The sequence below is a fragment of the Rhizobium sp. 007 genome (genome assembly GCF_015353075.1).
Classification (GTDB): domain Bacteria; phylum Pseudomonadota; class Alphaproteobacteria; order Rhizobiales; family Rhizobiaceae; genus Rhizobium.
This window is the reverse complement of sequence record NZ_CP064187.1, coordinates 3,372,588-3,394,270: the sequence shown is the minus strand read 5'-3', so window position 1 is coordinate 3,394,270 and position 21,683 is coordinate 3,372,588. Positions and strand designations below refer to the sequence as shown.

Annotated in this window: 17 protein-coding genes; 9 read left to right on the top strand and 8 right to left on the bottom strand. The window is 60.0% G+C overall.

What is annotated here, in order from left to right; all coding sequences use genetic code 11:
- Positions 1–63 precede the first annotated feature (63 nt).
- Positions 64–972, bottom strand: a complete 909-nt coding sequence (locus ISN39_RS16610; RefSeq protein WP_194728246.1) for a LysR family transcriptional regulator — start codon at positions 970–972, stop codon at positions 64–66.
- 180 nt (positions 973–1,152) lie between these two features.
- Here ISN39_RS16610 and ISN39_RS16605 point away from each other — a divergent pair, with 180 nt between their 5' ends.
- Positions 1,153–1,842 (top strand): hypothetical protein, encoded by a 690-nt coding sequence (locus tag ISN39_RS16605; RefSeq protein WP_194728245.1) that lies wholly within the window; start codon positions 1,153–1,155, stop codon positions 1,840–1,842.
- 54 nt (positions 1,843–1,896) lie between these two features.
- On the opposite strand, the gene lysS is transcribed toward ISN39_RS16605, so the two are convergent.
- The 6 genes from lysS to ISN39_RS16575 all read right to left on the bottom strand — a co-directional run bounded on the left by lysS (position 1,897) and on the right by ISN39_RS16575 (position 9,603).
- Entirely contained in the window at positions 1,897–3,393 is a 1,497-nt protein-coding gene (lysS, locus tag ISN39_RS16600; protein WP_194728244.1) for a lysine--tRNA ligase, read from the bottom strand.
- A 16-nt stretch (positions 3,394–3,409) separates the two neighbouring features.
- Complete coding sequence (gene gltX, locus ISN39_RS16595; protein WP_194728243.1) at positions 3,410–4,867, bottom strand: glutamate--tRNA ligase; 1,458 nt, start codon at positions 4,865–4,867, stop codon at positions 3,410–3,412.
- 192 nt (positions 4,868–5,059) lie between these two features.
- Entirely contained in the window at positions 5,060–6,829 is a 1,770-nt protein-coding gene (locus tag ISN39_RS16590; RefSeq protein WP_074069732.1) for an SLC13 family permease, read from the bottom strand.
- Between the two features lie 306 nt (positions 6,830–7,135).
- Complete coding sequence (locus ISN39_RS16585; protein WP_194728242.1) at positions 7,136–7,885, bottom strand: TerC family protein; 750 nt, start codon at positions 7,883–7,885, stop codon at positions 7,136–7,138.
- 100 nt (positions 7,886–7,985) lie between these two features.
- Positions 7,986–8,825, bottom strand: a complete 840-nt coding sequence (locus tag ISN39_RS16580; RefSeq protein ID WP_194728241.1) for a GyrI-like domain-containing protein — start codon at positions 8,823–8,825, stop codon at positions 7,986–7,988.
- Positions 8,826–8,928: 103 nt separating this feature from the next.
- A complete protein-coding gene (locus ISN39_RS16575) occupies positions 8,929–9,603 on the bottom strand; it encodes a TetR/AcrR family transcriptional regulator (RefSeq protein ID WP_194728240.1) in 675 nt (224 codons plus the stop codon).
- Between the two features lie 149 nt (positions 9,604–9,752).
- On the opposite strand from ISN39_RS16575, the gene ISN39_RS16570 reads away from it, so the two are divergent.
- The 5 genes from ISN39_RS16570 (at position 9,753) to xylA (ending at position 16,677) form a co-directional block, all read left to right on the top strand.
- Entirely contained in the window at positions 9,753–10,967 is a 1,215-nt protein-coding gene (locus ISN39_RS16570; protein ID WP_194728239.1) for an HlyD family secretion protein, read from the top strand.
- A 21-nt stretch (positions 10,968–10,988) separates the two neighbouring features.
- Positions 10,989–12,578 carry a DHA2 family efflux MFS transporter permease subunit gene (locus ISN39_RS16565; protein ID WP_194728238.1) on the top strand — a complete coding sequence of 530 codons (1,590 nt, stop codon included), beginning with the start codon at positions 10,989–10,991 and terminating at the stop codon, positions 12,576–12,578.
- Positions 12,579–12,709: 131 nt separating this feature from the next.
- Positions 12,710–13,735 (top strand): LacI family DNA-binding transcriptional regulator, encoded by a 1,026-nt coding sequence (locus ISN39_RS16560; RefSeq protein ID WP_039846159.1) that lies wholly within the window; start codon positions 12,710–12,712, stop codon positions 13,733–13,735.
- Between the two features lie 16 nt (positions 13,736–13,751).
- Entirely contained in the window at positions 13,752–15,206 is a 1,455-nt protein-coding gene (xylB, locus tag ISN39_RS16555; RefSeq protein WP_194728237.1) for a xylulokinase, read from the top strand.
- A gap of 160 nt (positions 15,207–15,366) precedes the next feature.
- A complete protein-coding gene (gene xylA / locus ISN39_RS16550; protein ID WP_074069723.1) occupies positions 15,367–16,677 on the top strand; it encodes a xylose isomerase in 1,311 nt (436 codons plus the stop codon).
- Between the two features lie 46 nt (positions 16,678–16,723).
- On the opposite strand, the gene ISN39_RS16545 is transcribed toward xylA, so the two are convergent.
- Positions 16,724–17,755: a LacI family DNA-binding transcriptional regulator gene (locus ISN39_RS16545; RefSeq protein ID WP_074069722.1), complete on the bottom strand. Its 1,032-nt coding sequence runs from the start codon at positions 17,753–17,755 to the stop codon at positions 16,724–16,726.
- Between the two features lie 169 nt (positions 17,756–17,924).
- Between ISN39_RS16545 and ISN39_RS16540 the strand changes: the two genes are divergently transcribed.
- The 3 genes from ISN39_RS16540 (at position 17,925) to ISN39_RS16530 (ending at position 21,551) form a co-directional block, all read left to right on the top strand.
- Positions 17,925–19,448: a sugar ABC transporter ATP-binding protein gene (locus tag ISN39_RS16540; protein ID WP_194728236.1), complete on the top strand. Its 1,524-nt coding sequence runs from the start codon at positions 17,925–17,927 to the stop codon at positions 19,446–19,448.
- A gap of 73 nt (positions 19,449–19,521) precedes the next feature.
- Positions 19,522–20,532 (top strand): ABC transporter permease, encoded by a 1,011-nt coding sequence (locus tag ISN39_RS16535; RefSeq protein ID WP_074069720.1) that lies wholly within the window; start codon positions 19,522–19,524, stop codon positions 20,530–20,532.
- A 68-nt stretch (positions 20,533–20,600) separates the two neighbouring features.
- Positions 20,601–21,551 (top strand): substrate-binding domain-containing protein, encoded by a 951-nt coding sequence (locus ISN39_RS16530; RefSeq protein WP_194728235.1) that lies wholly within the window; start codon positions 20,601–20,603, stop codon positions 21,549–21,551.
- Positions 21,552–21,683: the final 132 nt, after the last annotated feature.

Genomic DNA, 21,683 nt, shown 5'->3' with positions numbered 1-21,683 from the left:
GCTGAAATATCCGGTTTCGCAAATTCATTTATCAGAAAGACGATATCGGAAATTCCGATATCGTCATCGCGCACGGCCGGATCGCATCGCTTCCGCAATGCCGACGAAATCTCGCGCCGCTTGCGGCAGGCTGGAACCCTTGCGCCAGACCATGCCGACCTGGACGACTGGCAATGAACCGGAGACATCGCGGCTTTCGATCCGGTCGCCTTCCAGCGACCAGGGGCGGTAGACGAGATCGGGAAGCAGAGCGACGCCGGCGCCTGTTGCAACGAGACTGCGCACGGCTTCCACCGACCGGGTGCGGAAGGCGACATGCGGGCGGGCGCCGAGCGCCGACAGCAGCTTGCCGGTGTTCTCCTCGATCTCATCGACCGTCAGCATGATCAGCGGCTCGCGGGCAATGTCGGCAACCGAGATGATGTCGGCCGAAACCAACGGGTGGCCCATCGGCAGCCAGAGACGATAGGGCGAGGTTTCGAGGATCTCCGCCTGCAGCGCCATGCGGTCGCGCAGGTTGGAGATTACCATGACCGCGACATCGAGTTCACCGCCGACCAGCAGATGCTCCAGATAGCCGCCATTGTCTTCGATTGCACTAACCTCCACACCGGGGCAGGCGCGGCGGTACCGCGCCAGAAGATCGGAAAGAACATAGCCTGCGACCAGCGAGGTGACGCCGATATTCAATGTTCCGGAAAGAGCGCTTTGCAGGCTGGAAAAGCTGGCCCGGGCATCGGAGACGCTGGCTAGAATTTTTGTCGCATGCCGGAGGAACTGGTGACCGTTGTGCGTGATCGTCAGGCCGCGCGGGTGGCGTTCGAAGAGTTCGACGCTAAGGTCGGTTTCCAGCTCCTTCAGCGCTTCTGTGATCGAGGATTGCGAGATGGAAAGATTCTGCGCGGCGCGCGTCACCGAACCCTGCTCGGCAACGGCGACGAAATACTGGATCTGGCGAAGGGTGAAGGCCATGCGTGTTTTAGAGCACGGCCAAACGGATCATGGCAAGCACATCGGGTGGCGGACCTTTTTTGGTCTTTAGCCCGAATTGGTATGTTTCTCGAAAGACCACTTAAGCATTCCGAAACGTCGTTTGACTAGCTTCACTCGCATGTATTGCGTTGGAGTTTTTTCGATGGCGGAGCAGTTGGCGTGAAGGCCTTACTGCGCATCTTCCGGCCCTCCCGGAAATTGGTGATTGTAATCGGCGGATTGGCCTTGTTTATAGGCGCTTCCGGCGGTGTTGCCCTTTATATCGGCAGGGACAACATCATCGGCCAGGTGTTGGAAGAGGCGAACGGCGTCTCCTGCACCGATGTCAACCTGGTGACCATCAAGAAGCAGGATCGCGTCTGGATTCGCAAATACATCAAGACCGAGCCGACGGACGGCATGACACGGGTCAAGACGGCGCTCCGCGTGGCGCAAGCCATTTACGCGCAAGAAAGGCCCGATCTGGTACAGGTCGTGGTCCTCGATGAAAACGGTCCAACGCTGCGTTCGGATATTCGTGGCAGGGCGATCGGCGCCGATGTGGTTTATATCCCGCATCCCGACCAGTTGGTCGAAGGGCTGAACGGCAAACCCTATACTGCCCGCTATTACGATGGTCAGGCGAGCGAGAACGGCCTGTTTTTCGGCGAGCGCATCGATTTGCCGGACGAAGAAATCCAGGCGCTGAACGCCTCGTTCAAGCAACGCTCCGATTGCATTGATCCGACGGCTGTCGCTGCAACCGCAGGCGAGGGCAACGAAAAAGGCGGCGAAGGGGGCGCGCCACCGGATAGCGAAGCCGTTTCTCTGCCAGAAGGCATCAAGGCTGCTCCTGCCTCCGGCCATTGATCATTGGGCATGCGAAAGGCGGACGACCATCGGCCGTCCGCCTTTTCAATCTGCTCAGTCCGCCTTACTGCGGCGGGCCGGGAAGAGGATGATGTCGCGGATCGAGGCGGAATTCGTCAGCAGCATGATCAGGCGATCGACGCCGATGCCGAGACCGCCGGCGGGCGGCATGCCCTGGTCGATTGCGTCCAGAAATTCCTCGTCCAGCTGTTTTTCCTTTTCGCCGCGCGCGTGAGCCTGCTCCAGCTGTTCGACCATGCGCTTGCGCTGCTCTTCTGGATCGTTGAGTTCCGAGAAGGCGTTGCCGAGTTCCCAGGCGTTGCAATAGGTCTCGAAACGCTCGACAAGGCGCGGCTCGCCCGGCACTTCCTTGGCGAAAGGCGAGATGTCCTTCGGGAAATGCGTGACGTGCGCGGGCTGGATCAGCGTGCTTTCGACCTTCTCCTCGAAGATAAAGGCCAGGCATTCGCCCCAGGTTGCGTCCTTCTCGATTTCGAAACCGGCGGCCTTCGTGGCGGCGCGGGCTTCCTCGTCGGTCTTGATCGCCAGAAAGTCGATGCCGGTCGCTTCCTTGACGGCGTCAGGCATCGGCACACGGCGGAACGGGCCTTTGAAGGAGATCTGCTTGTCGACGAAGGTGAATTCCGTGCTGCCATGGACCGAAATGGCAAGCTCGGCGAACATGCGTTCGACGAGGTCCATCATGTCCTCGTAGTCGGCATAGGCCCAGTAGCACTCCATCATGGTGAATTCGGGATTGTGCCTTGTCGAGACGCCTTCGTTGCGGAAGTTGCGGTTGATCTCGAAGACCTTGTCGGTGAGGCCCGAAACCAGCGTGCGCTTCAAGAACAGTTCCGGCGCGATGCGCAGGTACATGTCGAGCTTGAGCGTGTTGTGATGCGTCTTGAAGGGTTCGGCGGTCGCACCGCCGTACACCGACTGCAGCATCGGCGTCTCGACTTCCATGAAGCCGTCATTCTCCATGAAGCGGCGGATGCCGGAGACAATCTTCGAACGCTGCTGGAAACGGAGCTTCGATTCCTCGTTGGTCATGATGTCGAGGTGACGCTTGCGGTAGCGCAGCTCGATGTCGGAGAGGCCATGCCACTTCTCGGGCATCGGCAAAAGCGACTTGGTCAGCATGGTGATCTGTTGCGCGTTGATCGTCAGTTCGCCGCGCTTGGTGCGGCGCACCACGCCGGTCACACCGATGATGTCGCCGATGTCGATCATTGGCAGCAGGGCGCGAGCCTCTTCCGGCGTCGTGTCCTTGTGGCTGAAGATCTGGATCTTGGCCGAAGCGTCATGGATGTCCATGAACATGCCGGAGTTGCGCGAGGAATAGACGCGGCCGGCGACGGTGACGACATCCTGTGTCTCGGTGTCCGGCTCCAGGCCCTCGTATTTCGCAGCGAGTTCGGCATTGGTGATCGTCCGGTGGAAATGCGCCGGATAGACATCGCCGACCTGTTCGCGCAGCAGCTTCAGCTTCTGGGCGCGGACTTCCGTTGCGTCGGAGGAAAGGGTCGCTGTTTCGGTCTTTTCAGTCATGATGCAAACGTCCGGTTCAATTCTTCGGGCCGACGAGGGAGGCGACCGCCTGAGACGCCAGTTTCAGGCGCTGGCGTACGACGGCCCGGCCGAGGATCGCCATGGAATCGAAGAGCGGCAGCGAGCGCGATGAGCCGGAGACGGCGACGAAAAGCGGTGCGACGACCACCTTCAGCTTCTTGCCCATGCGATCGGCAACAGCGCGCAGCTCGGCTTCGATCGACTCGACGTTCCATTCAAGGATCTTTTCGAGGTCCGGCTGCACCGTGTTGAGGATTTCCAGAATCTCTTCCGGCGGCGACTTGATCTTGACAAAGGCGGATGGATCAAGGTTCAGGTCCGACTTGAACAGGAACCCCGTGAGGTCCGGCAGTTCGCCAAGCCTGGAGATGCGCGACTGCGAGAGCGCAAGACCGGCCCTCAGGCGATCGTTTTCCATCGCCCACTGCAGGACGCGATGCTGGAACTCTTCTTCCGAAAGCTTCTCGCGGATCCAGCGGCCGTTCAGCCAATCGAGCTTCTGGATGTCGAAGATCGCGCCCGCCTTGGAGAGGTTCTCCGGGTCGAATTTTTCGGCGAGCTCGTCCATCGTCATCAGCTCTTCGCCTTCAGCGATCTGGACGAAGAAGAGGCCGAGGAAGTTCATCAGCGCCTCGGGGATATAGCCGAGCGCGGTGTAATAGGAGATCGAGGTCGGGTTCTTGCGCTTCGACAGCTTTGACTTGTCGGCATTGCGCATCAGCGACAGGTGCATGAACACCGGTGGCTCGAGGCCGAGATACCGGTAGATCAGGATGTGCTTTGGAACCGAAGCCAGCCATTCCTCGCCGCGGGCGACATGGGTGATCTTCATCAGGTGGTCGTCAACGACGTTTGCCATGTGATAGGTCGGCATGCCGTCGGCCTTCAAGAGGACTTGCATGTCGACCGCTTCCCACGGGATTTCCACGTCGCCATAGACCCCGTCGGTGAACTTGCAGGAGCCTTCGGCGGGGATCTTCATGCGCACGACAGAGGGTTCGCCTGCCGCCATGCGCGAGGTGACTTCTTCTGCCGAGAGGCTCAGGCAGAGGCCGTCATATTTTGGCGGCAGGTTTGCGGCGCGTTGCGCCTCGCGCATCTTTTCCAGACGCTCCGGCGTGCAGAAACAGCGGAAACCGTGGCCGGCGGCAACAATCTTTTCGACATACTCGCCGTAGATATGCTTGCGGTCGCTCTGGCGGTACGGGCCATGGGGCCCGCCGATGTCGGGGCCCTCCGACCACTTCAGGCCACACCATTTCAGCGCATCCAGGACCTTCTTTTCGAATTCCGGGGTCGAGCGCGTAGCATCGGTATCCTCGATGCGCAAAATGAACTCGCCGCCGTTTTTCTTGGCGAAAAGATAATTGAAGAGAGCGATGTAAGCGGTCCCGACATGCGGCTCGCCAGTCGGCGAGGGAGCGATTCGGACGCGGACGCCGGAAGCTGTCATTTTATGTGCCCGTCAAATAAATGCCGGACGGCTTTCCTGCGAAAGCGACGTTCGGCGGGAAGAATGCAGATCACTGGATCAGGAAACCGGCCGGATAAGGGCATTCTGCCCAGTTCATCCGCCGATTGTCCGTTTGGCTGGCCTTAAGGCCATATTCGACCGCGCACGTCAAGGAAAATGGGCGCCGGGCACTCAAAGCGCAGGCCAAACATAGAGAAGCACGGGCACGCTCACCACGATGATGATGAAGGATAGCGGTAGGCCCAGGCGAGGGTAATCGCTGAAGCGGTAGCCGCCGGGGCCGAAAACCAGCGTATTGCATTGATGGCCGATTGGCGTGAGGAAGTCGCAGCCGGCGCCAATGGCAACCGCCATCAGGAAAGCTTCCGGTTTGTAATGGAGGGCCTCAGCAAAACTCGCCGCGATCGGTCCCATGACAAGGACTGTGGCGGCATTATTGAGGAACGGCGTCACTGCCATGGCGGTCACCAGCATCAACGCCAGCGCGCCGAATGGCGGCATCTGGGCAGCGAAATCGCCGAGCCATCCGGCAATCAGATCGCTGCCGCCCGTGGTCCGGAGCGTATCGGATACCGGGATCAGTGCTGCAAGCATGATCAGGATCGGCGCATCGAGCGACTTATAGACATCGACGAGCGGGATCACGCGAAAGACGACCATGGCGAGCGCTGCGCAGAAAAAGGCGACCGAAACCGGCGTGAGGCCCGCGGCAGTCACGCCCATGGCGGCGGCGAGGATCAAAAGGGGCACATAGCCTCGGCGTGGCGTGCCAAGCATGATGTCACGTTGGGCAAGCGGAAGGCAGGAAAATTCCTGCAGGAAGCCAGGCAGGTTCCTGCGGCTTCCCTGAAGCAGGAGAACGTCGCCGGCCCGAAGCGTCACCTCGCTCAGCCGCTCGGTAAGTTTGTGGCCCTGGCGACTGACGGCGAGCAGGTTGACCCGCCGCCGGTTCCACAGCGAGAGCTGGCGCGCGGAAAGGCCGATCAGCATCGATTCCGCGGTGATGACGGCCTCGATCGACACGAGATTGCCTTCCGCCCGCGCTTCCGGGATGGGCTTTCCGGAGAGCTTCAGCTTCGCACGGGTCACCACGCGATCGAGTGCATCCGGCACGCCTTCCAGCAATATCGTATCGCCGGCCTTCAGCATCACGTCGGGAAAAGGCGACATGCGGGAGTGGCCGCGCAGGATCGCCGTCGCCACGACTTCGCCGTCGCCGAGTTGAAGGAGTTCGTTCAGCTTCTTGCCGTCGAAGCTCGATCCTTCGACAACCGTCGCCTCCGAGAAATAGGTTTTGAGGTCGAGCGCCTCCTCGAGCGAGGGATTCTCGTTCTGCCGTTCCGGCACCAGCCAATGGAAGAAGATCAAGAAGACGACGCCGACAAGGGTCAGGGTCGCGCCGACAGGCGTGAAATCGAACATGGTGAAGGGCGCACCGGTGATCTCCTCGCGCAATCGCGATACGACGATGTTGGGCGAAGTGCCTATCTGCGTCATCAAGCCGCCGAGCAAGGCAGCAAAACTCATCGGCATCAAATAGAGCGATGGTGATTTGCCGGTTTTCCTGGCGAACTGGAAGGCGACCGGAATCATGATCGCCAAAGCGCCGATATTCTTGATGAAGGCAGAGAGCACCGCAACAACGATAAGCAACAGGGCGAGTTGGAGATGCGGCTTGGCAAGATTGGGAAAGAAGCGCTTGATCGCCATGTCGACGATCCCCGAGCGGGCGACCCCGGTGCTGACGACGAGGGCGCTGCCGACGATGATGACGATGTCGTCTCCGAAGCCGGAAAACGCCTTGCCGAAAGGAACGAGACCGGCTGCAACCGCAAGAACGAGGGCGCAACAGGCCACAATGTCGTAACGGAACCGGTCCCAGATGAAGATTGCCATCATCAGGCCGATCACGCCGAAGGAAAGGATCTGTTGGGTCGTCATACCGCTCTGAAGGTTCGGGCTGATTGCCGGATGATACTTGTACGCTTTCCTGGAGCAATCAATGTCATGCAGGATGCAAAGTTCCTATCCTTCACCTCGCCGGCGCAAATGGTCTTTTCCAGCATCTCGCCGGACAGGGCGGTATCGTTCGATACACGCCCATTTGGGCGGGCGCCGCCCGTTTAGCGCCGGACATCACGGCAGACGATCAGCGGCTGGTTTCGGCGATCACAGGGAACTCCAAGGGAGCGGCCTGAACAAAAAAGCAAAGGGCGCGTTTTTGTCGCGCCCCCCGTTTAAATCTCGTCAATGCCCGCTGGCTTTCTTCCGCATTCGGGCGTTTCTTGCAAACATGTTCAGCACTTCAACCAGCGCCGAGAAGGCCATGGCGGCATAGACATAGCCCTTCGGTACATGGAACCCCATACCGTCGGCGATGAGTGTGGTGCCGATCATCAGCAGGAAGGCCAGCGCCAGCATGACGATCGTCGGGTTTTTCTCGATGAAATTCGCAAGCGGCGTCGCGGCGAACAGCATGACAGTGACGGCGGCGATGACGGCGATGACCATGATCGGCAGGTGCGGGGTCATGCCGACGGCGGTGATGATGCTGTCCACCGAGAAGACGAGGTCGAGCAGCAGGATCTGGCTGATCGCCGCCGCAAAGCCCGTCGTTGCCGAACTCGCGATGAAATCCTCGTTGTGATCTTCCGGATCGACACTGTGGTGAATTTCCTTGGTGGCCTTCCATACGAGGAACAGGCCGCCGGCGATCAAGATCATGTCCTTCCAAGAGAAGCCATGACCGAAAGCCTCGAAGACAGGTGTCGTGAGCTGGACGATCCAGGCCACGGTACCGAGCAATGCAAGACGCATGACGAGGGCGAGGCTGATGCCCACTTTGCGAGCTTTATCACGATGCTCGACCGGCAGCTTGTTGGTGAGAATGGAAATGAAGATCAGGTTGTCGATGCCGAGGACGACTTCCATGACAACCAGGGTCACCAGAGCCACCCAGGCTGCCGGATCCTGAACGAGCATGATGATATCTTGCATAAGTTATTTTCCCTCGCGCCATAGAATCTGACGCCCGCAATTTAAGGTGAAGGCGCCAAGAAACAAGCGCGCAGGGGAATATACGAAAGCGGAAAGGCTTTTATTCCTTCACCGGTATCCAGATTTCCGTGATGCCCATGCCGGTATGGGGATCGAAGCGCTCGTCGTAGCGTTCGAACATGTCTGGCATCTCGGCGTGCTTGAGACCCGAGGCGGGGAGCCATGTCCCGAAGATATGATGCATCGTTGCCGCAATAGCGGAGACGTGGCCGCGATGGGTGAAGACAGCGTAGCGCTGACCGGGCACTTTTAGCGTCGTAAAACCCTCCGGCAGGTCGCCGGCATCTGTGACTTCGGCACCTGCCATATAGCGGAACGTTTCGGTTTCTCCTTGGATATGTGTGCAGATGCCATAGGCGACATTGCCGCGCTGGCCGGAAATATTGCCGAAATAAGAGTTGAATTTCTGCCAAAGTGAGGGAATCGCGGCATTGCCGCCGTAGCCATAGGCCTCTTGCAGTCCGGCAAAAAGCATTGCCGGCAGGGTTTCGAAGCGGGGTTCTTCAAGTTCGTTGAGGCGTGCGGGGTCCATTTTGATCGGCTCCACTAAAGCGAGGTTGCGGACGTGCCCCTGCTTGCGAGCCGCGTCCGGCGTGATGCCGAACTGGTCGCGAAAGGCACGGGTGAAAGCCTCGTGCGAGCCGTAACTCGCGCCGAGGGCAACCTCGAGGATGCTCGATGAACTGCCGATCAGGGCCAATGCGGCGGCGCTCAGACGACGTCCGCGGAGATAGCCGCTGATCGAGTGGCCGGTGACGAGCCCGAAGACGCGCGACAGATGATAGCGCGACAGACCTGCGGCATCCGAGATATCATCCAGCGAGATATCGCTGGCGGAATGGCTTTCAATAAACCAAATCGCCCGTCCAATGGCACTCATGCACACTTCCTTGGTTGCGGTCTCCTGATTAGAGTAAAACCGGCAAGCAGGTTTGATCGCTTTTGCTGGATTTTAGTGCAACGCCGAAAGAAATCGAAGACGTTCAGGCTGGCCGGTTCTGGTTAACGCCATAGGCGGCAAGGAAGACGCGGATCGCACCGCGGATGATGCGGCTCATCTCCTCCTCGGAGGGAGGACCCGCCATGTCGCCCAAGAGGCGCAGCTTGAAGAAGCCTCCGCCGCATAGTTCCAGGAACTGGCGAGCGGCAAGCTCGACATCCTCGATCACAAAATGCCCGGCGGCGACCTGCGCCTTCAGATAGTCGGTGAGGACGGTCCGGATGTTTTCGGGGCCGGTAAAGAAGCGTTGACAAAGGTGCGGCATGCGGTCGCGCACTCCGATGACGGTGCGTATGGCATTGATGACCTTTTCTTCGGTTGTGTGCCGGACGAAGGTCATGCCGAAATCGTAAAGAGCCGTGTCCGGATCGGGATTGGCATTGAGAGCCGCACGCACGCTGGCGACAAAAGCGGCGCGCTCGGTCTCCATCATCGCAGTAAAAAGCTCTTCCTTGTTGGCGAAGTAGACATAAAGCGTTCCTTTCGAAACACCAGCCTCGCGCGTCACATCGTTCATGCTCGCGGCATCGAAGCCGAGTTTCATGAAGACACGCTTCGCCCCTTCAAGGATCTGCCTGCGCTTTGCCGGATCCTCTCCTGCCGCCCATCGGCCGCTTGCGGCCGGGGCTTCGATCGTATCTTTGAAGATTTCTGTCATTGTCTCCTTAACCACGTTCGCAGATGCGAACATACAAAATCGAACCGCCTGGTTCGATATAACTTGATATGACTTTAAAAAGGTCTTATGTCAACTGAACCGAACCGTTCAGTTCGATCAACGTCACTCGATTTACCCGGTCTTTGCTCATGTCGTCCAACCAGAAATCGAATGTCGCCCGCATTGTCAGCGATTCCGCAAGGGACGAGACGGTGCCGGACGCCGTTGTCCCTGCCGAACCGGCGACTGCGGAAGCTCCGCGTGCCCCTCAGACTGCTCCCGATACGCAGACCGCTCCGGCTGAAAAGAAGAAGCGCCGCAGCCTGGTGCTACCGATCGTGGCGCTCGCTATTCTTGCCGGCGGTGCGTCATACGGCTACGAGTGGTGGACGAACGGCCGTTTCATGGTCTCGACCGACGACGCCTATATCGAAGGCGATATCGCAACGATCTCGCCAAAGGTCACCGGCTATGTCGCGAAGGTGAATGTCGTCGCCAACCAGCAGGTGAAGGCCGGGGACGTGCTCGCCACGCTCGACAATGGCGATTATCAAAATGCCCTCGATCAGGCCGAAGCCCAGATCGCTACGGAGAAGCTGTCGCTGAGCCGCATCGACGCGCAGATCGAAGGAGCCAAGGCAGCGCTTGCTCAGGCCCAGGCCTCCAAGGTGGCTCTCGAGGCGGCAGTCCGTGGCGCCGAGATCACACAGAAGCGCCAGGCGGACCTCCAGGCGAAGTCGGTCGGCACTACGGCCGATCTCGACACTGCCAATATTGCTCTCGACCAGGCCAAGGCCAATCTCGTCGGCGGTGACGCCAACATCAAGTCGGCGGAAGCAAACGTCACCATTCTCGAGGCGCAGCGCAGGGAAGCCGAAGGTTCGGTTCGCACGCTCGAGCTTCAGCGGGACAAGGCAGCCCGCGATCTGTCCTTCACAATCCTCAAGGCACCGTATGATGGCGTCGTCGGCAACCGCTCTGTTCAGGAAGGCGATCTCGTTTCGCCCGGCCAGCGCCTGATGGCACTGGTTCCGGTGCGTCAGCTCTTCATCGACGCCAACTTCAAGGAAACGCAGATCCAGCACCTGGTTCCGGGCTCGAAGGTCAACGTGCATGTCGACGCTTATGACGACCATCCGATCGTCGGCACCGTCGAGTCGATTTCGCCGGCCTCCGGCTCCGTCTTCTCGCTACTGCCGCCGGAAAATGCGACGGGCAATTTCACCAAGATCATCCAGCGCGTCCCGGTCCGCATTGCGCTGCCTCAAGATGCGCTCGACAGCGGCCGCTTGCGCGCCGGCCTGAGCGTCGTCGTCGATGTCGATACCCGCACGGCCCCCGGTAGAGAGCAGGCAGCAAAGTGATCAGCCAGCCGGAGTAGGCCAATGGCTACCACCGCTACAGCAGGCGCCATTCCGGTCGCCGGTTCCGAAGAGCGAATGGACCCGCGCAAGCTCATCGCATTCTTTGCGATGGTGCTTGGCATGTTCATGTCGATCCTCGACATCCAGATCGTCTCCGCATCGCTCGCGGAAATCCAAGCAGGCCTTTCCGCCGGCTCGGATGAGATCGGCTGGGTGCAGACGTCCTACCTGATTGCGGAAGTCATCATGATTCCGCTGTCGGGAACGCTCGCTCGCATCATCTCGACACGCTATCTTTTCGCTATTTCGGCTGCTGGTTTCACGCTGTCGAGCGTGCTCTGCGCAACGGCAACGAACATTGACCAGATGATCGTTTACCGCGCCATCCAGGGCTTCATCGGCGGCGGTATGATTCCGTCCGTCTTCGCGGCCGCCTTCACCATCTTCCCGCCGTCGAAGCGCAGCATCGTCTCGCCTATCATCGGCCTGATCGCCACCCTTGCGCCGACCATCGGCCCGACCGTCGGCGGTTATCTCAGCCACGCCTTCTCGTGGCACTGGCTGTTCCTCGTCAACGTCATTCCCGGTATCCTGGTCGCCACCATCACCTGGAATTTCATCGACTTCGACAAGCCGGAACTGTCGCTCTTCAGGAAGTTCGACTGGTGGGGCCTTATCTCCATGGGCGTTTTCCTCGGTGCGCTGGAATATGTGCTGGAGGAAGGCAATTCGAACGACTGGTTCAACGACAGTTATATCGTCGCCGGTGCTGTGGCTTCCGCGGTAGGCGCGATCATCTTCTTCTATCGCGCTTTCACCGTGGACTTCCCGGTCGTCGACCTCAGAGCCTTTACCAACAGGAATTTCTCCTTCGGTTCGGTGTTCTCATTCGTCATGGGGATCGGGCTATACGGCCTCACCTATATCTATCCGGTCTATCTGGGGCGCATCCGCGGTTACGATTCGCTGATGATCGGCGAGACCATGTTTGTCTCCGGCCTTGCGATGTTCCTCACTGCGCCGATTGCCGGCCGGCTGTCGACGAAGATGGACCTTCGCCTGATGATGGTGATCGGCTTTACCAGCTTCGCGGCCGGCACCTTCGTCATGACCCACCTGACCGAAGACTGGGATTTCTACGAGCTCTTCATCCCGCAGATCCTGCGCGGTTTCGGGCTCATGATGTGCATGGTGCCGATCAACAACATCGCGCTCGGCACGATGCCGCCTTCACGTATCCGTGGTGCCTCCGGTCTGTTCAACCTCACTCGTAACCTCGGCGGGGCAGTCGGCCTTGCGGTGATCAACACCGTTCTCTCCAACCGTCAGGACGTGCACTACGAGCGGCTGCGGGAAAACATGGATTGGGGTAATCCGGCCGCGATCGACCAGATGAACAACCTCACTGCCAACTTCAACTCCTATGGCTTGGACGGTGCTTCGGCCGCGATCAAGCAGATGGTCGGGCTTGCCACCAGACAGGCGATCATTCTGTCCTTCAGCGACGTATTCCTGATCCTGACCGTACTTTTCATGGCCATGATCCTCGGGGTCGCGATGATCAAGAAACCGGAACCCCAGGGCGGCGGCGGTGGCAGCGGAGGCCACTGAGCGTTCGAAGGTTCGAAATGACGGCCGGCTTGGGAGACCATGCCGGCCTTTTTATGGGTGCTCGACAGCCGTTTGAAATTTTTGATTTACGTACATCAAATTTGGCGATAATGGTTTCATCAGGAGGAGCGATGAGGCCTACAGTTCATGATATCGCCGCTGCGGCGGGGGTCAGTCTGGCGACCGTTGACCGCGTGCTGAACCAGCGCCCCGGTGTCCGCCGCATCACGCGCGAAAAAGTGGAAACGGCAATCCGCGAGATCGGCTATGTGCGCGATGTTGCCGCCGCCAACCTCGCTAAGGGCCGCACCTATCCTTTGGTTTTCATCCTGCCCGCCTCGGACAATTCCTTCATGCACGGGCTGCACGCCGAGATCCGCGAAGCGATGATCCGTTCGCCGTCCGAGAGGACGAGTATTCGCACAGTGGAGGTTGCCGCCTTCGATCCGGCCGCTCTGGTTACGGCGCTCGAAAAGCTTGCCGATGAACGTCCCGCCGGGATTGCGCTTGTCGCCACCGACGCACCTGAGGTCGTCGCTGCGGTCGACAGGCTCGTGGCCGACGGGATTCCTGTCGTCACGCTGGTTTCAGACCTCACCGGTTCGCGCCGGCATCATTATGCGGGTGTCGACAATATCGCCGCCGGAAGAACCGCAGCGCGTCTTCTCGGACGCTTTCTTGGCGATGCCAAGGGCGAGGTGGCGGTGCTTGCCGGCTCCATGCTGGTGCGCGACCATCGCGAGCGGCTGGAAGGCTTTGCCGCGCTGATGGCGCAGGAGTTTCCGAAGCTCTCCATCCTGCCGGTCCTCGAAGGCCGCGACGATCCGGAACTGGCGCATATGCTGGTCGCCGACGTCTTGTCCAAGCATGAGCGGGTGATTGGCGTCTACAGCCTAGGCGCCGGCAACCGTGGCCTTGTCAGGGCGCTCAAGGCGAGAGCCTCAAGCCGCCCGCTGACAGTCGTCGCCCATGAATTGACCGTCCATACGCGTGCAGCCCTCATCGACGGCACGATCGATGCGATCCTCAATCAGAACGCCGGCCATGAGGTCCGAAGTGCGATCCGGGTTCTCAAAGCAAAGGCCGACGGGCTTGCCGTCATCGATGCGCAGGAGCGGATCCGGCTCGACATATTCCTGAAAGACAATCTGCCGTAACGGCAAGGAGAATGACATGTATCTGGGTCTCGATCTCGGAACCTCGGGCGTCAAGGCGATGCTCATCGACGGCGATCAGAAGATCATCGGCTCGGCGAATGGTTCGCTCGATGTTTCGCGGCCGCATTCCGGCTGGTCGCAACAAGAACCGTCGCATTGGATTCGCGCAACGGAGGAGGCTGTTGCGGGCCTGAAAGCGAAACACCCGAAAGAGCTCGCGGCCGTCAAAGGCGTCGGCCTTTCCGGCCAGATGCATGGCGCGACGCTCCTTGATGCCGACGATAGGGTGCTGCGTCCCTGCATTCTCTGGAACGATACGCGTTCTTATGTCGAGGCAGCGGCGCTGGATGCCGACCCGAAATTCCGCAAGCTGACGGGTAACATCGTATTTCCCGGGTTTACCGCACCGAAACTTGCCTGGGTCGCCAAGCATGAGCCCGGAATTTTCGCCAAGGTCGCCAAGGTGCTGCTGCCGAAGGACTATCTGCGGCTCTGGCTGACGGGCGAGCACATTTCCGAAATGTCGGATTCTGCCGGTACGTCCTGGCTCGATACAGGCAAACGCAAATGGTCGTCTGAGCTTCTTGCCGCGACGGGTCTCGACGAAAAGCAGATGCCGGCGCTGGTGGAAGGCACCGCGCAGGCAGGAAAGCTGCGCGGCGAACTCGCCGCCAAGTTGGGTATTGCAAGCGACGCTGTCGTTGCCGGCGGGGCAGGGGACAATGCAGCGTCTGCTTGCGGCATGGGCACGGTTAGCGATGGCGCGGCCTTCGTCTCGCTCGGCACGTCCGGCGTTCTCTTCGCGGCGAATGCCGCCTACCTGCCGAAGCCAGAGAGTGCGGTCCATGCCTTCTGCCACGCACTACCCAACACCTGGCATCAGATGGGCGTTATCCTTTCGGCCACCGATGCGTTGAACTGGCATTCGAACGTCACTGGTCAGTCCGCTGCCGATCTCACGAACGAACTCGGCGAGACGCTGAAGACACCCTCTGGTGTCACCTTTCTTCCTTATCTTTCAGGCGAACGCACGCCGCACAATGATGCCGTCATCCGTGGCGCCTTCATCGGCCTCGAACATGAGAGCAGTCGGGTTGTGCTGACACAGGCGGTGCTCGAAGGTGTGTCGTTCGCAATCCGCGATAATCTCGAAGCGCTGCGTTCGGCAGGCACCAATATATCCCGCGTCACCGCCATCGGCGGCGGCTCGCGCTCGCGCTATTGGTTGGCGTCGATCGCAACGGCGCTCGGCCTTCCGGTCGATCTGCCCGCCGACGGCGATTTCGGCGCGGCCTTCGGGGCGGCGAGGCTTGGGCTGATCGCGGCGACAGGCGCCGAGCCAGTTTCAGTCTGCACGCCGCCGAAGACGGCAAAAACGATCGAGCCGGTCGCGGCTTTGAGTGGTGCCTATGAGGATGCCTACAGGCGCTATCGGTCGTTTTATCCGGCGATCAAATCACTGGCGCATTGAGGTCGAGGCTGCCCCTCATCCGCCTGCCGGCACCTTCTCCCCGTTGGGGAAAAAGTACTTGCGGCGGCGCCTTGTCCCCGCTCTCCCCAGCGAAGAGAGGGTAGGGTGAGGGGGCGCCTGGCTGCATAACCAACAAGAGTGAACCCAAGGAGACAATACCATGAGCACCGGATTTTTCGGCGATATCCAGAAAGTGAAATATGAAGGCCCGGACAGCACCAATCCGCTGGCCTTCCGCCACTACCAGCCCGACGAAATTGTCATGGGCAAGCGCATGGAAGACCACCTGCGCTTTGCGGTTGCCTATTGGCATACCTTCACCTGGCCGGGTGGCGACCCCTTCGGCGGCCAGACCTTCCTGCGTCCCTGGTTCGAAGACACGATGAAGGCAGCGAAACTGAAGGCCGATGTCGCCTTCGAATTCTTCCAGCTGCTCGGCACGCCTTATTATTGCTTCCACGACGCCGACGTTCGCCCGGAAGGTAACAGCTTTGCCGAGAACACGAAGAACCTCGACGAGATTGTCGACTACTTTGCCGAAAAGCAGGCTGCGACCGGCGTCAAGCTGCTTTGGGGCACGGCGAACCTCTTCTCGAACCGCCGCTTCATGTCGGGTGCCGCGACCAATCCGGATCCGGATGTCTTTGCATTTTCGGCTGCGACGGTGAAGACCTGCATGGATGCGACGCAGAAGCTCGGCGGCGAAAACTACGTGCTTTGGGGTGGCCGCGAAGGCTATGAGACGCTGCTCAACACCGACCTCAAGCGCGAGCTCGATCAGCTCGGCCGCTTCCTCAACCTTGTCGTCGAATACAAGCACAAGATCGGCTTCAAGGGCACGATCCTCATCGAGCCAAAGCCGCAGGAGCCGACCAAGCACCAGTACGACTACGACGTCGCGACCGTCTACGGCTTCCTGAAGAGGAATGGCCTGGAAAACGAGGTGAAGGTCAATATCGAGCAAGGCCACGCGATCCTCGCCGGCCATTCCTTCGAGCACGAGCTGGCACTTGCCAACGCGCTCGGCATCTTCGGCTCGATCGACATGAACCGTAACGATTACCAGTCCGGCTGGGATACCGACCAGTTCCCGAATAACGTGCCGGAAATGGCGCTGGCCTATTACCACGTCCTAGCAGGCGGCGGCTTCAAGACCGGCGGCACGAACTTCGATTCCAAGTTGCGCCGCCAGTCGCTCGATCCGGAAGACCTGCTGATCGGCCATATCGGCGGCATGGATTGCTGCGCTCGCGGCCTTAAGGCGGCCGCCAAGATGATCGAGGACAGGGCGCTCTCCAAACCGCTCGAGGATCGCTATGCCGGCTGGAACGCCGCCGAAGGCCAGAAGCTCTTGCGCGGCGAATACTCGCTTGAGCAGATCGCCGAGTGGGTTGAAACCAGGAACATCAACCCGCAGCCGAAATCCGGCAAGCAGGAACTGCTGGAAAACGTCGTCAACCGCTACGTTTAAGCAATGCGGGACGGCTGCAGCTTTCATTCGGCTGCCGCCGTCCTTCTTACTTCCTTGTCCAGTTGCGCGAGGGCGCAGAGACCGAGTTGCGGACCACCAGATCGGGTCTGAGCAGGATTTCCGTCTCGGCGGGCTGACCGTCTGACAGGAGCTCGAGCAGGAGTGCCATGGCATGCTTGCCGATGGCAGTGCGTGGCTGGCGGATCGTTGTCAGCGAGGGTGACATGAAGACGGCTTGAGGCACGTCATCGAAGCCGGTCACGGAAAAATCCCGAGGAATATCGTAGCCGCGCGCGCCGAGGCCGATCATCACACCGATGGCGGTCTGGTCGTTGACGCACATGAAGGCCGTCGGCAGGGTATCGCGCATAAAAAGCTGTTCGACCGCCAGCCGGCCGCTTTCGATCGTGCCGTCGCCTTCGAAGACAATTCGAAGGTCGGGACTGACGCCAGCGGCATCCATTCCGGCTTCATACCCCATGCGCCGCCGGCTGTAGGCGAGACGGGTGCGCGAATCGCCGATGAAGGCAATCTTCCGATGGCCCTCGGCAATCAGCAGGTCGACGGCCTTGCGGGCGCCCGCGATGTCGTCCACGCCGACATAGGGAATGCCGCCGTTGAAGACCGGCTCGAAGACGCCGACGCTGGGCGGCAGGCGCGCGGTCATGGTCTGGTGGCCGAAGGGCAGGATGCCGGTGAAGAGGATCAGCCCGGCCGCCTGATTGGAATTCAGGAACTTCAGGTATTCGAGGCCGCGCTGCGCATCGTTCTGTGTATGGCCGATGAGAATGCCGTAGCCGTGCGCGCGGGCTTCATTCTCCAATCCGACCAGGATGTTGGAGAAATTCGGGTCGCCGATGTCGGGCGCGACCACGAGAATCATGTTCGAGCGGCCGAGCCGCAGGCTGCGCGCCATCGCATTCGTCGTGTAGCCGGTGATGGCGATTGCCTGGTTGACCTTGAGGCGTGTCGAGTTCGCGACCTTCTCGGGCATATGGATCGCGCGGGAGACCGTTGCAATCGAAACCTGGGCAATTCGGGCGACGTCTTCGATTGTTGCGGGGGTGGAATTCGACACTGCGCTCTGCCTTGGGTCTCGTCTTGACCGGGACACTACACAGACTTCCCCGAAGGTCAAAGGCGACGCTGAAAAATTCTCATGTATGCTATGATGTAAACCTTTACATCGCCAATGTAAAGGTTTACACAGTCGCATAAAGCGGACGGGAGCCGTTGGGGAGGGAATAATGGGTCCGGAGACCGTCGAAGGTGCGGCGCTGCTGTCTGCAAGGCGAATTAGCAAATCTTTCAGCGGCGTGCAGGTGCTCTTCAGCGTCAATTTCGACCTTCGCGCCGGCGAAATCCATGCGCTGATGGGCGAAAACGGCGCCGGCAAGTCCACCCTCGTCAAGATCCTTTCCGGTTTCGAAGAGCCAAGCTCCGGCGAAATCCTGCTCGACGGCGAAGCTGTGAAGCTGCCGCCCAATGGTGCCGCAGAGGCGCTCGGCATCGTCATCATTCACCAAGAATTCAATCTCGCCGAACATTTGACCGTCACCGAGAGCCTGTTTCTCGGCCGCGAAGTCACGCGTTTCGGCGTGCTCGACCGCAAGTATATGCGCGCCGAGGCGCGGCGCGTCCTTAATCTCCTCGGCTCGCATGTCGACGTGAATGCGCAGATCAACACGCTGTCGATCGCCGACAAGCAGATGGTAGAGATCGCCAAGGCGATCAGCCGCAATGCGCGGATCGTATTCATGGATGAACCGACCGCGGTGCTATCGCGCGAGGAGATCAACTTCCTGTTCAAGCAGGTGCGCAAGCTTCGCGACCAGGGAACGAGCTTCGTCTTCGTTTCCCATAAGCTCGACGAAGTCATGGAACTGACCGACCGGGTGACGGTGCTGCGCGACGGCCAATGGGTGAAGACCTCGCCTACCTCGATCCTCGACGGCGAATCGATCGCTCAATTGATGGTCGGGCGGGAGCTCTCCAGCCTTTATCCCGCCAAGAACGAGCCCGATGTCGACGAAGAGGTCGTCCTCAGCGTCAATTCCGTGTCGACCCACTATGTCCGCGATGCCAGTTTCGAGGTCCGGAGAGGGGAGATCCTCGGGTTTTCCGGCTTGATCGGATCCGGCCGTACCGAGCTTATGGAGGCGATCATGGGTTTGCGCTCGCGCGCATCGGGGGAAGTCACGGTCAACGGTCAGTCCGTGCCTCCGCACGACGTTCATGCCGCAAATCGCGCTGGCTTGGCCTACATGACCAAGGACCGCAAGTCCAAGGGACTGCTTCTCAACTCCGGCATGGTCGCCAACCTTACGCTGCAATCCTTGGACAAGCATGGCCGGTTCGGCTATTTGAGCGCTGCGAGCGAAGCCTCTGCGATGGCAAGGGCCCGGCGCCGCTTCGACATCCGCGTCAGGGACGGCAATATCATTGCCGGCCGCATGTCCGGCGGCAACCAGCAGAAATTGCTACTGGCGAAAGTCATGGAGATCGAGCCGCAGATCATCATCATCGACGAGCCGACCCGCGGCATCGATGTCGGCACCAAGCAGCAGATCTATCATTTTATTTCGGCACTGGCCCGCGATGGTCATTCAATCATCGTGGTTTCTTCGGAGATGCCGGAGGTGATCGGACTTTGCACGCGTATCGCCGTGATGCGCGAAGGTCGGATCGTCGGCATTCTGGAGGGCGATGAGATCTCCGAACAGGAAATCATGCGCTACGCGGCGGGATTGAAAAAAAAGATTGCTGCCTGACTAGGCGAAATAATCCGGTCGAGGCGTAGCGGCGAATTCCCAGGGACAATGGGACGGGAGGTTGGTTTTGAACATGAGTATAAGCGAGGAAAGCAGCGAAAGGGAAAGCCGGCGCCGTTCCTGGCGCGATGTCGATCTTCGGGCGGTCGCGCCCTTCGCGGCGCTGGCGTTGCTTCTCGTGGTTGGGGCGCTGGTCAATCCGAATTTCATCGGCATCACGAACCTTGCCAATGTTGCGACGAGAAGCGCTTTCATTGCCATCATTGCCGTGGGCGCGACCTTCGTGATTTCGGCGGGTGACTTGGACCTTTCCGTGGGGTCGATGGTCGCTTTCGTCGCCAGCCTGATGATCCTGTTCATGAATTCCGGCGCGATCGCCGATCCGGCGCTGATGCTGACGGCTGCCATCGTGCTCACGATCGTGATCGGGGCGTCATGCGGCCTTGCGAACGGTCTCATCACCACCGTTGGTAAGATCGAGCCTTTCATCGCAACGCTCGGCACCATGGGCGTTTATCGCGGTTTGACCACCTGGCTTTCGCAGGGCGGCGCCATCACGCTGCGCGAGCCCGAGCTGCAGTCACTCTATCGCCCGGCCTATTTCGGCTCCATCCTTGGCGTGCCGGTTCCGATCGCCGTGATCCTTGCCGTCACCGGCGTTGCAGCCTTCGTCCTCTACCGTACCCGCTATGGGCGGCATGTCGTGGCGGTCGGCTCCAGCAGCGATGTGGCGCGTTATTCCGGTATCGCCGTCAATCGCGTGCGCACCATCGCCTTCGTCATCCAGGGCCTGTGCGTCGCCATCGCCGTGCTTCTCTACGTGCCGCGGCTTGGCTCGACCTCGGCGACGACGGGCATCCTTTGGGAACTGCAGGCGATCACCGCCGTGGTTGTCGGCGGCACGGCGCTCAAGGGTGGCGCGGGCCGGGTCTGGGGCACGATCTGCGGCGCCTTCATTCTCGAACTCGTCGGCAACATCATGCTGCTTTCGAATTTCATCAGCGAATACCTGATCGGCGCCATCCAGGGGGCGATCATCATCATCGCCATGCTGGTTCAGCGGTCGCTGGTGCGTAAATCGTGAATAGCCGGGTTTATGGGTCGCCCGGTCCTCGATCGACTAGGCCCAGTCATTATTTGGGAGAGAGAAAAATGCGTAAAAAAATTTTGGGCCTGGCCGTCGCCGCCATGGCGGTCCTCACGGGCGTCTCGTATGCCCAGGACAAGAAGGTAACGATTGGCGTTTCCATTCCGGCAGCCGACCATGGCTGGACGGCCGGCGTCGTCTTCCATGCAGAGCGCGTGGCAAAGCTGCTGATGGCCGAACATCCGGGCCTGAACGTCATCGTCAAGACCTCGCCAGATGCCGCAAGCCAGGCAAACGCCGTGCAGGATCTTGCGACACAAGGCATTGATGCCCTGGTCATCCTGCCGTCGGATCCGGATCCGCTCGTCAACGCCATCAAGGAAATCAAGGACGCCGGCAAGTTCGTGGCGCTCGTCGACCGTGCGCCGAGCAACAACGATGATTCCGTTCGCGACCTCTACGTCGCCGGCAACAACCCGGCGCTCGGCGAAGTCGCCGGCAAGTACATCAAGGAAAACACGCCGGATGCAGAGGTGGTCGTCATCCGCGGCCTGCCGATCCCGATCGACCAGCAGCGCCAGGACGGCTTCGACAAGGGCATCGCCGGTTCGAACGTCAAGGTTCTTGACCGCCAGTACGGCAACTGGAACCGCGACGACGCCTTCAAGGTCATGCAGGACTATCTGACGAAGTACCAGAAGATCGACGTCGTATGGTGCCAGGACGACGACATGGCCGTCGGTGTGCTGCAGGCCATCGAGCAGGCCAAGCGTACGGACATCCAGTACGTTATCGCCGGCGCCGGCTCCAAGGACATGGTCAAGAAGGTCATGGACGGCGACAAGCTGATCCCCGTCGACGTTCTCTATCCGCCGGCGATGGTCGCCACGGCGATGGAAATGACGGCAGCAAATTTCTACGATCAGGTTCCGGTGCGCGGTACCTATATCCTCGACGCGACGCTCATCACCAAGGATAACGCCAAGGACTTCTACTTCGCGGATTCTCCGTTCTGATCTTCCGACTGCAATGCGCCCATTCGCAAGGATGGACGCATTTTCTTTGCTTGCGCACGCGCTGCGGTCAAGAATGCGGCACGTACCTCTTGCGGCCTCCAGACAGGCATGATTAGTTCGCTTCAGACTTTC

Bases quoted from the DNA above. Each gene is read 5' to 3' on its own strand.
- gltX (WP_194728243.1), bottom strand. From the start codon at position 4,867: ATGACAGCTTCCGGCGTCCGCGTCCGAATCGCTCCCTCGCCGACTGGC.
- ISN39_RS16610 (WP_194728246.1), bottom strand. From the start codon at position 972: ATGGCCTTCACCCTTCGCCAGATCCAGTATTTCGTCGCCGTTGCCGAG.
- xylB (WP_194728237.1), top strand. From the start codon at position 13,752: ATGTATCTGGGTCTCGATCTCGGAACCTCGGGCGTCAAGGCGATGCTC.
- ISN39_RS16585 (WP_194728242.1), bottom strand. From the start codon at position 7,885: ATGCAAGATATCATCATGCTCGTTCAGGATCCGGCAGCCTGGGTGGCT.
- ISN39_RS16575 (WP_194728240.1), bottom strand. From the start codon at position 9,603: ATGACAGAAATCTTCAAAGATACGATCGAAGCCCCGGCCGCAAGCGGC.
- xylA (WP_074069723.1), top strand. From the start codon at position 15,367: ATGAGCACCGGATTTTTCGGCGATATCCAGAAAGTGAAATATGAAGGC.
- ISN39_RS16560 (WP_039846159.1), top strand. From the start codon at position 12,710: ATGAGGCCTACAGTTCATGATATCGCCGCTGCGGCGGGGGTCAGTCTG.
- ISN39_RS16580 (WP_194728241.1), bottom strand. From the start codon at position 8,825: ATGAGTGCCATTGGACGGGCGATTTGGTTTATTGAAAGCCATTCCGCC.
- ISN39_RS16535 (WP_074069720.1), top strand. From the start codon at position 19,522: ATGAGTATAAGCGAGGAAAGCAGCGAAAGGGAAAGCCGGCGCCGTTCC.
- ISN39_RS16570 (WP_194728239.1), top strand. From the start codon at position 9,753: ATGTCGTCCAACCAGAAATCGAATGTCGCCCGCATTGTCAGCGATTCC.
- ISN39_RS16565 (WP_194728238.1), top strand. From the start codon at position 10,989: ATGGCTACCACCGCTACAGCAGGCGCCATTCCGGTCGCCGGTTCCGAA.
- ISN39_RS16530 (WP_194728235.1), top strand. From the start codon at position 20,601: ATGCGTAAAAAAATTTTGGGCCTGGCCGTCGCCGCCATGGCGGTCCTC.
- ISN39_RS16540 (WP_194728236.1), top strand. From the start codon at position 17,925: ATGGGTCCGGAGACCGTCGAAGGTGCGGCGCTGCTGTCTGCAAGGCGA.
- ISN39_RS16590 (WP_074069732.1), bottom strand. From the start codon at position 6,829: ATGACGACCCAACAGATCCTTTCCTTCGGCGTGATCGGCCTGATGATG.
- lysS (WP_194728244.1), bottom strand. From the start codon at position 3,393: ATGACTGAAAAGACCGAAACAGCGACCCTTTCCTCCGACGCAACGGAA.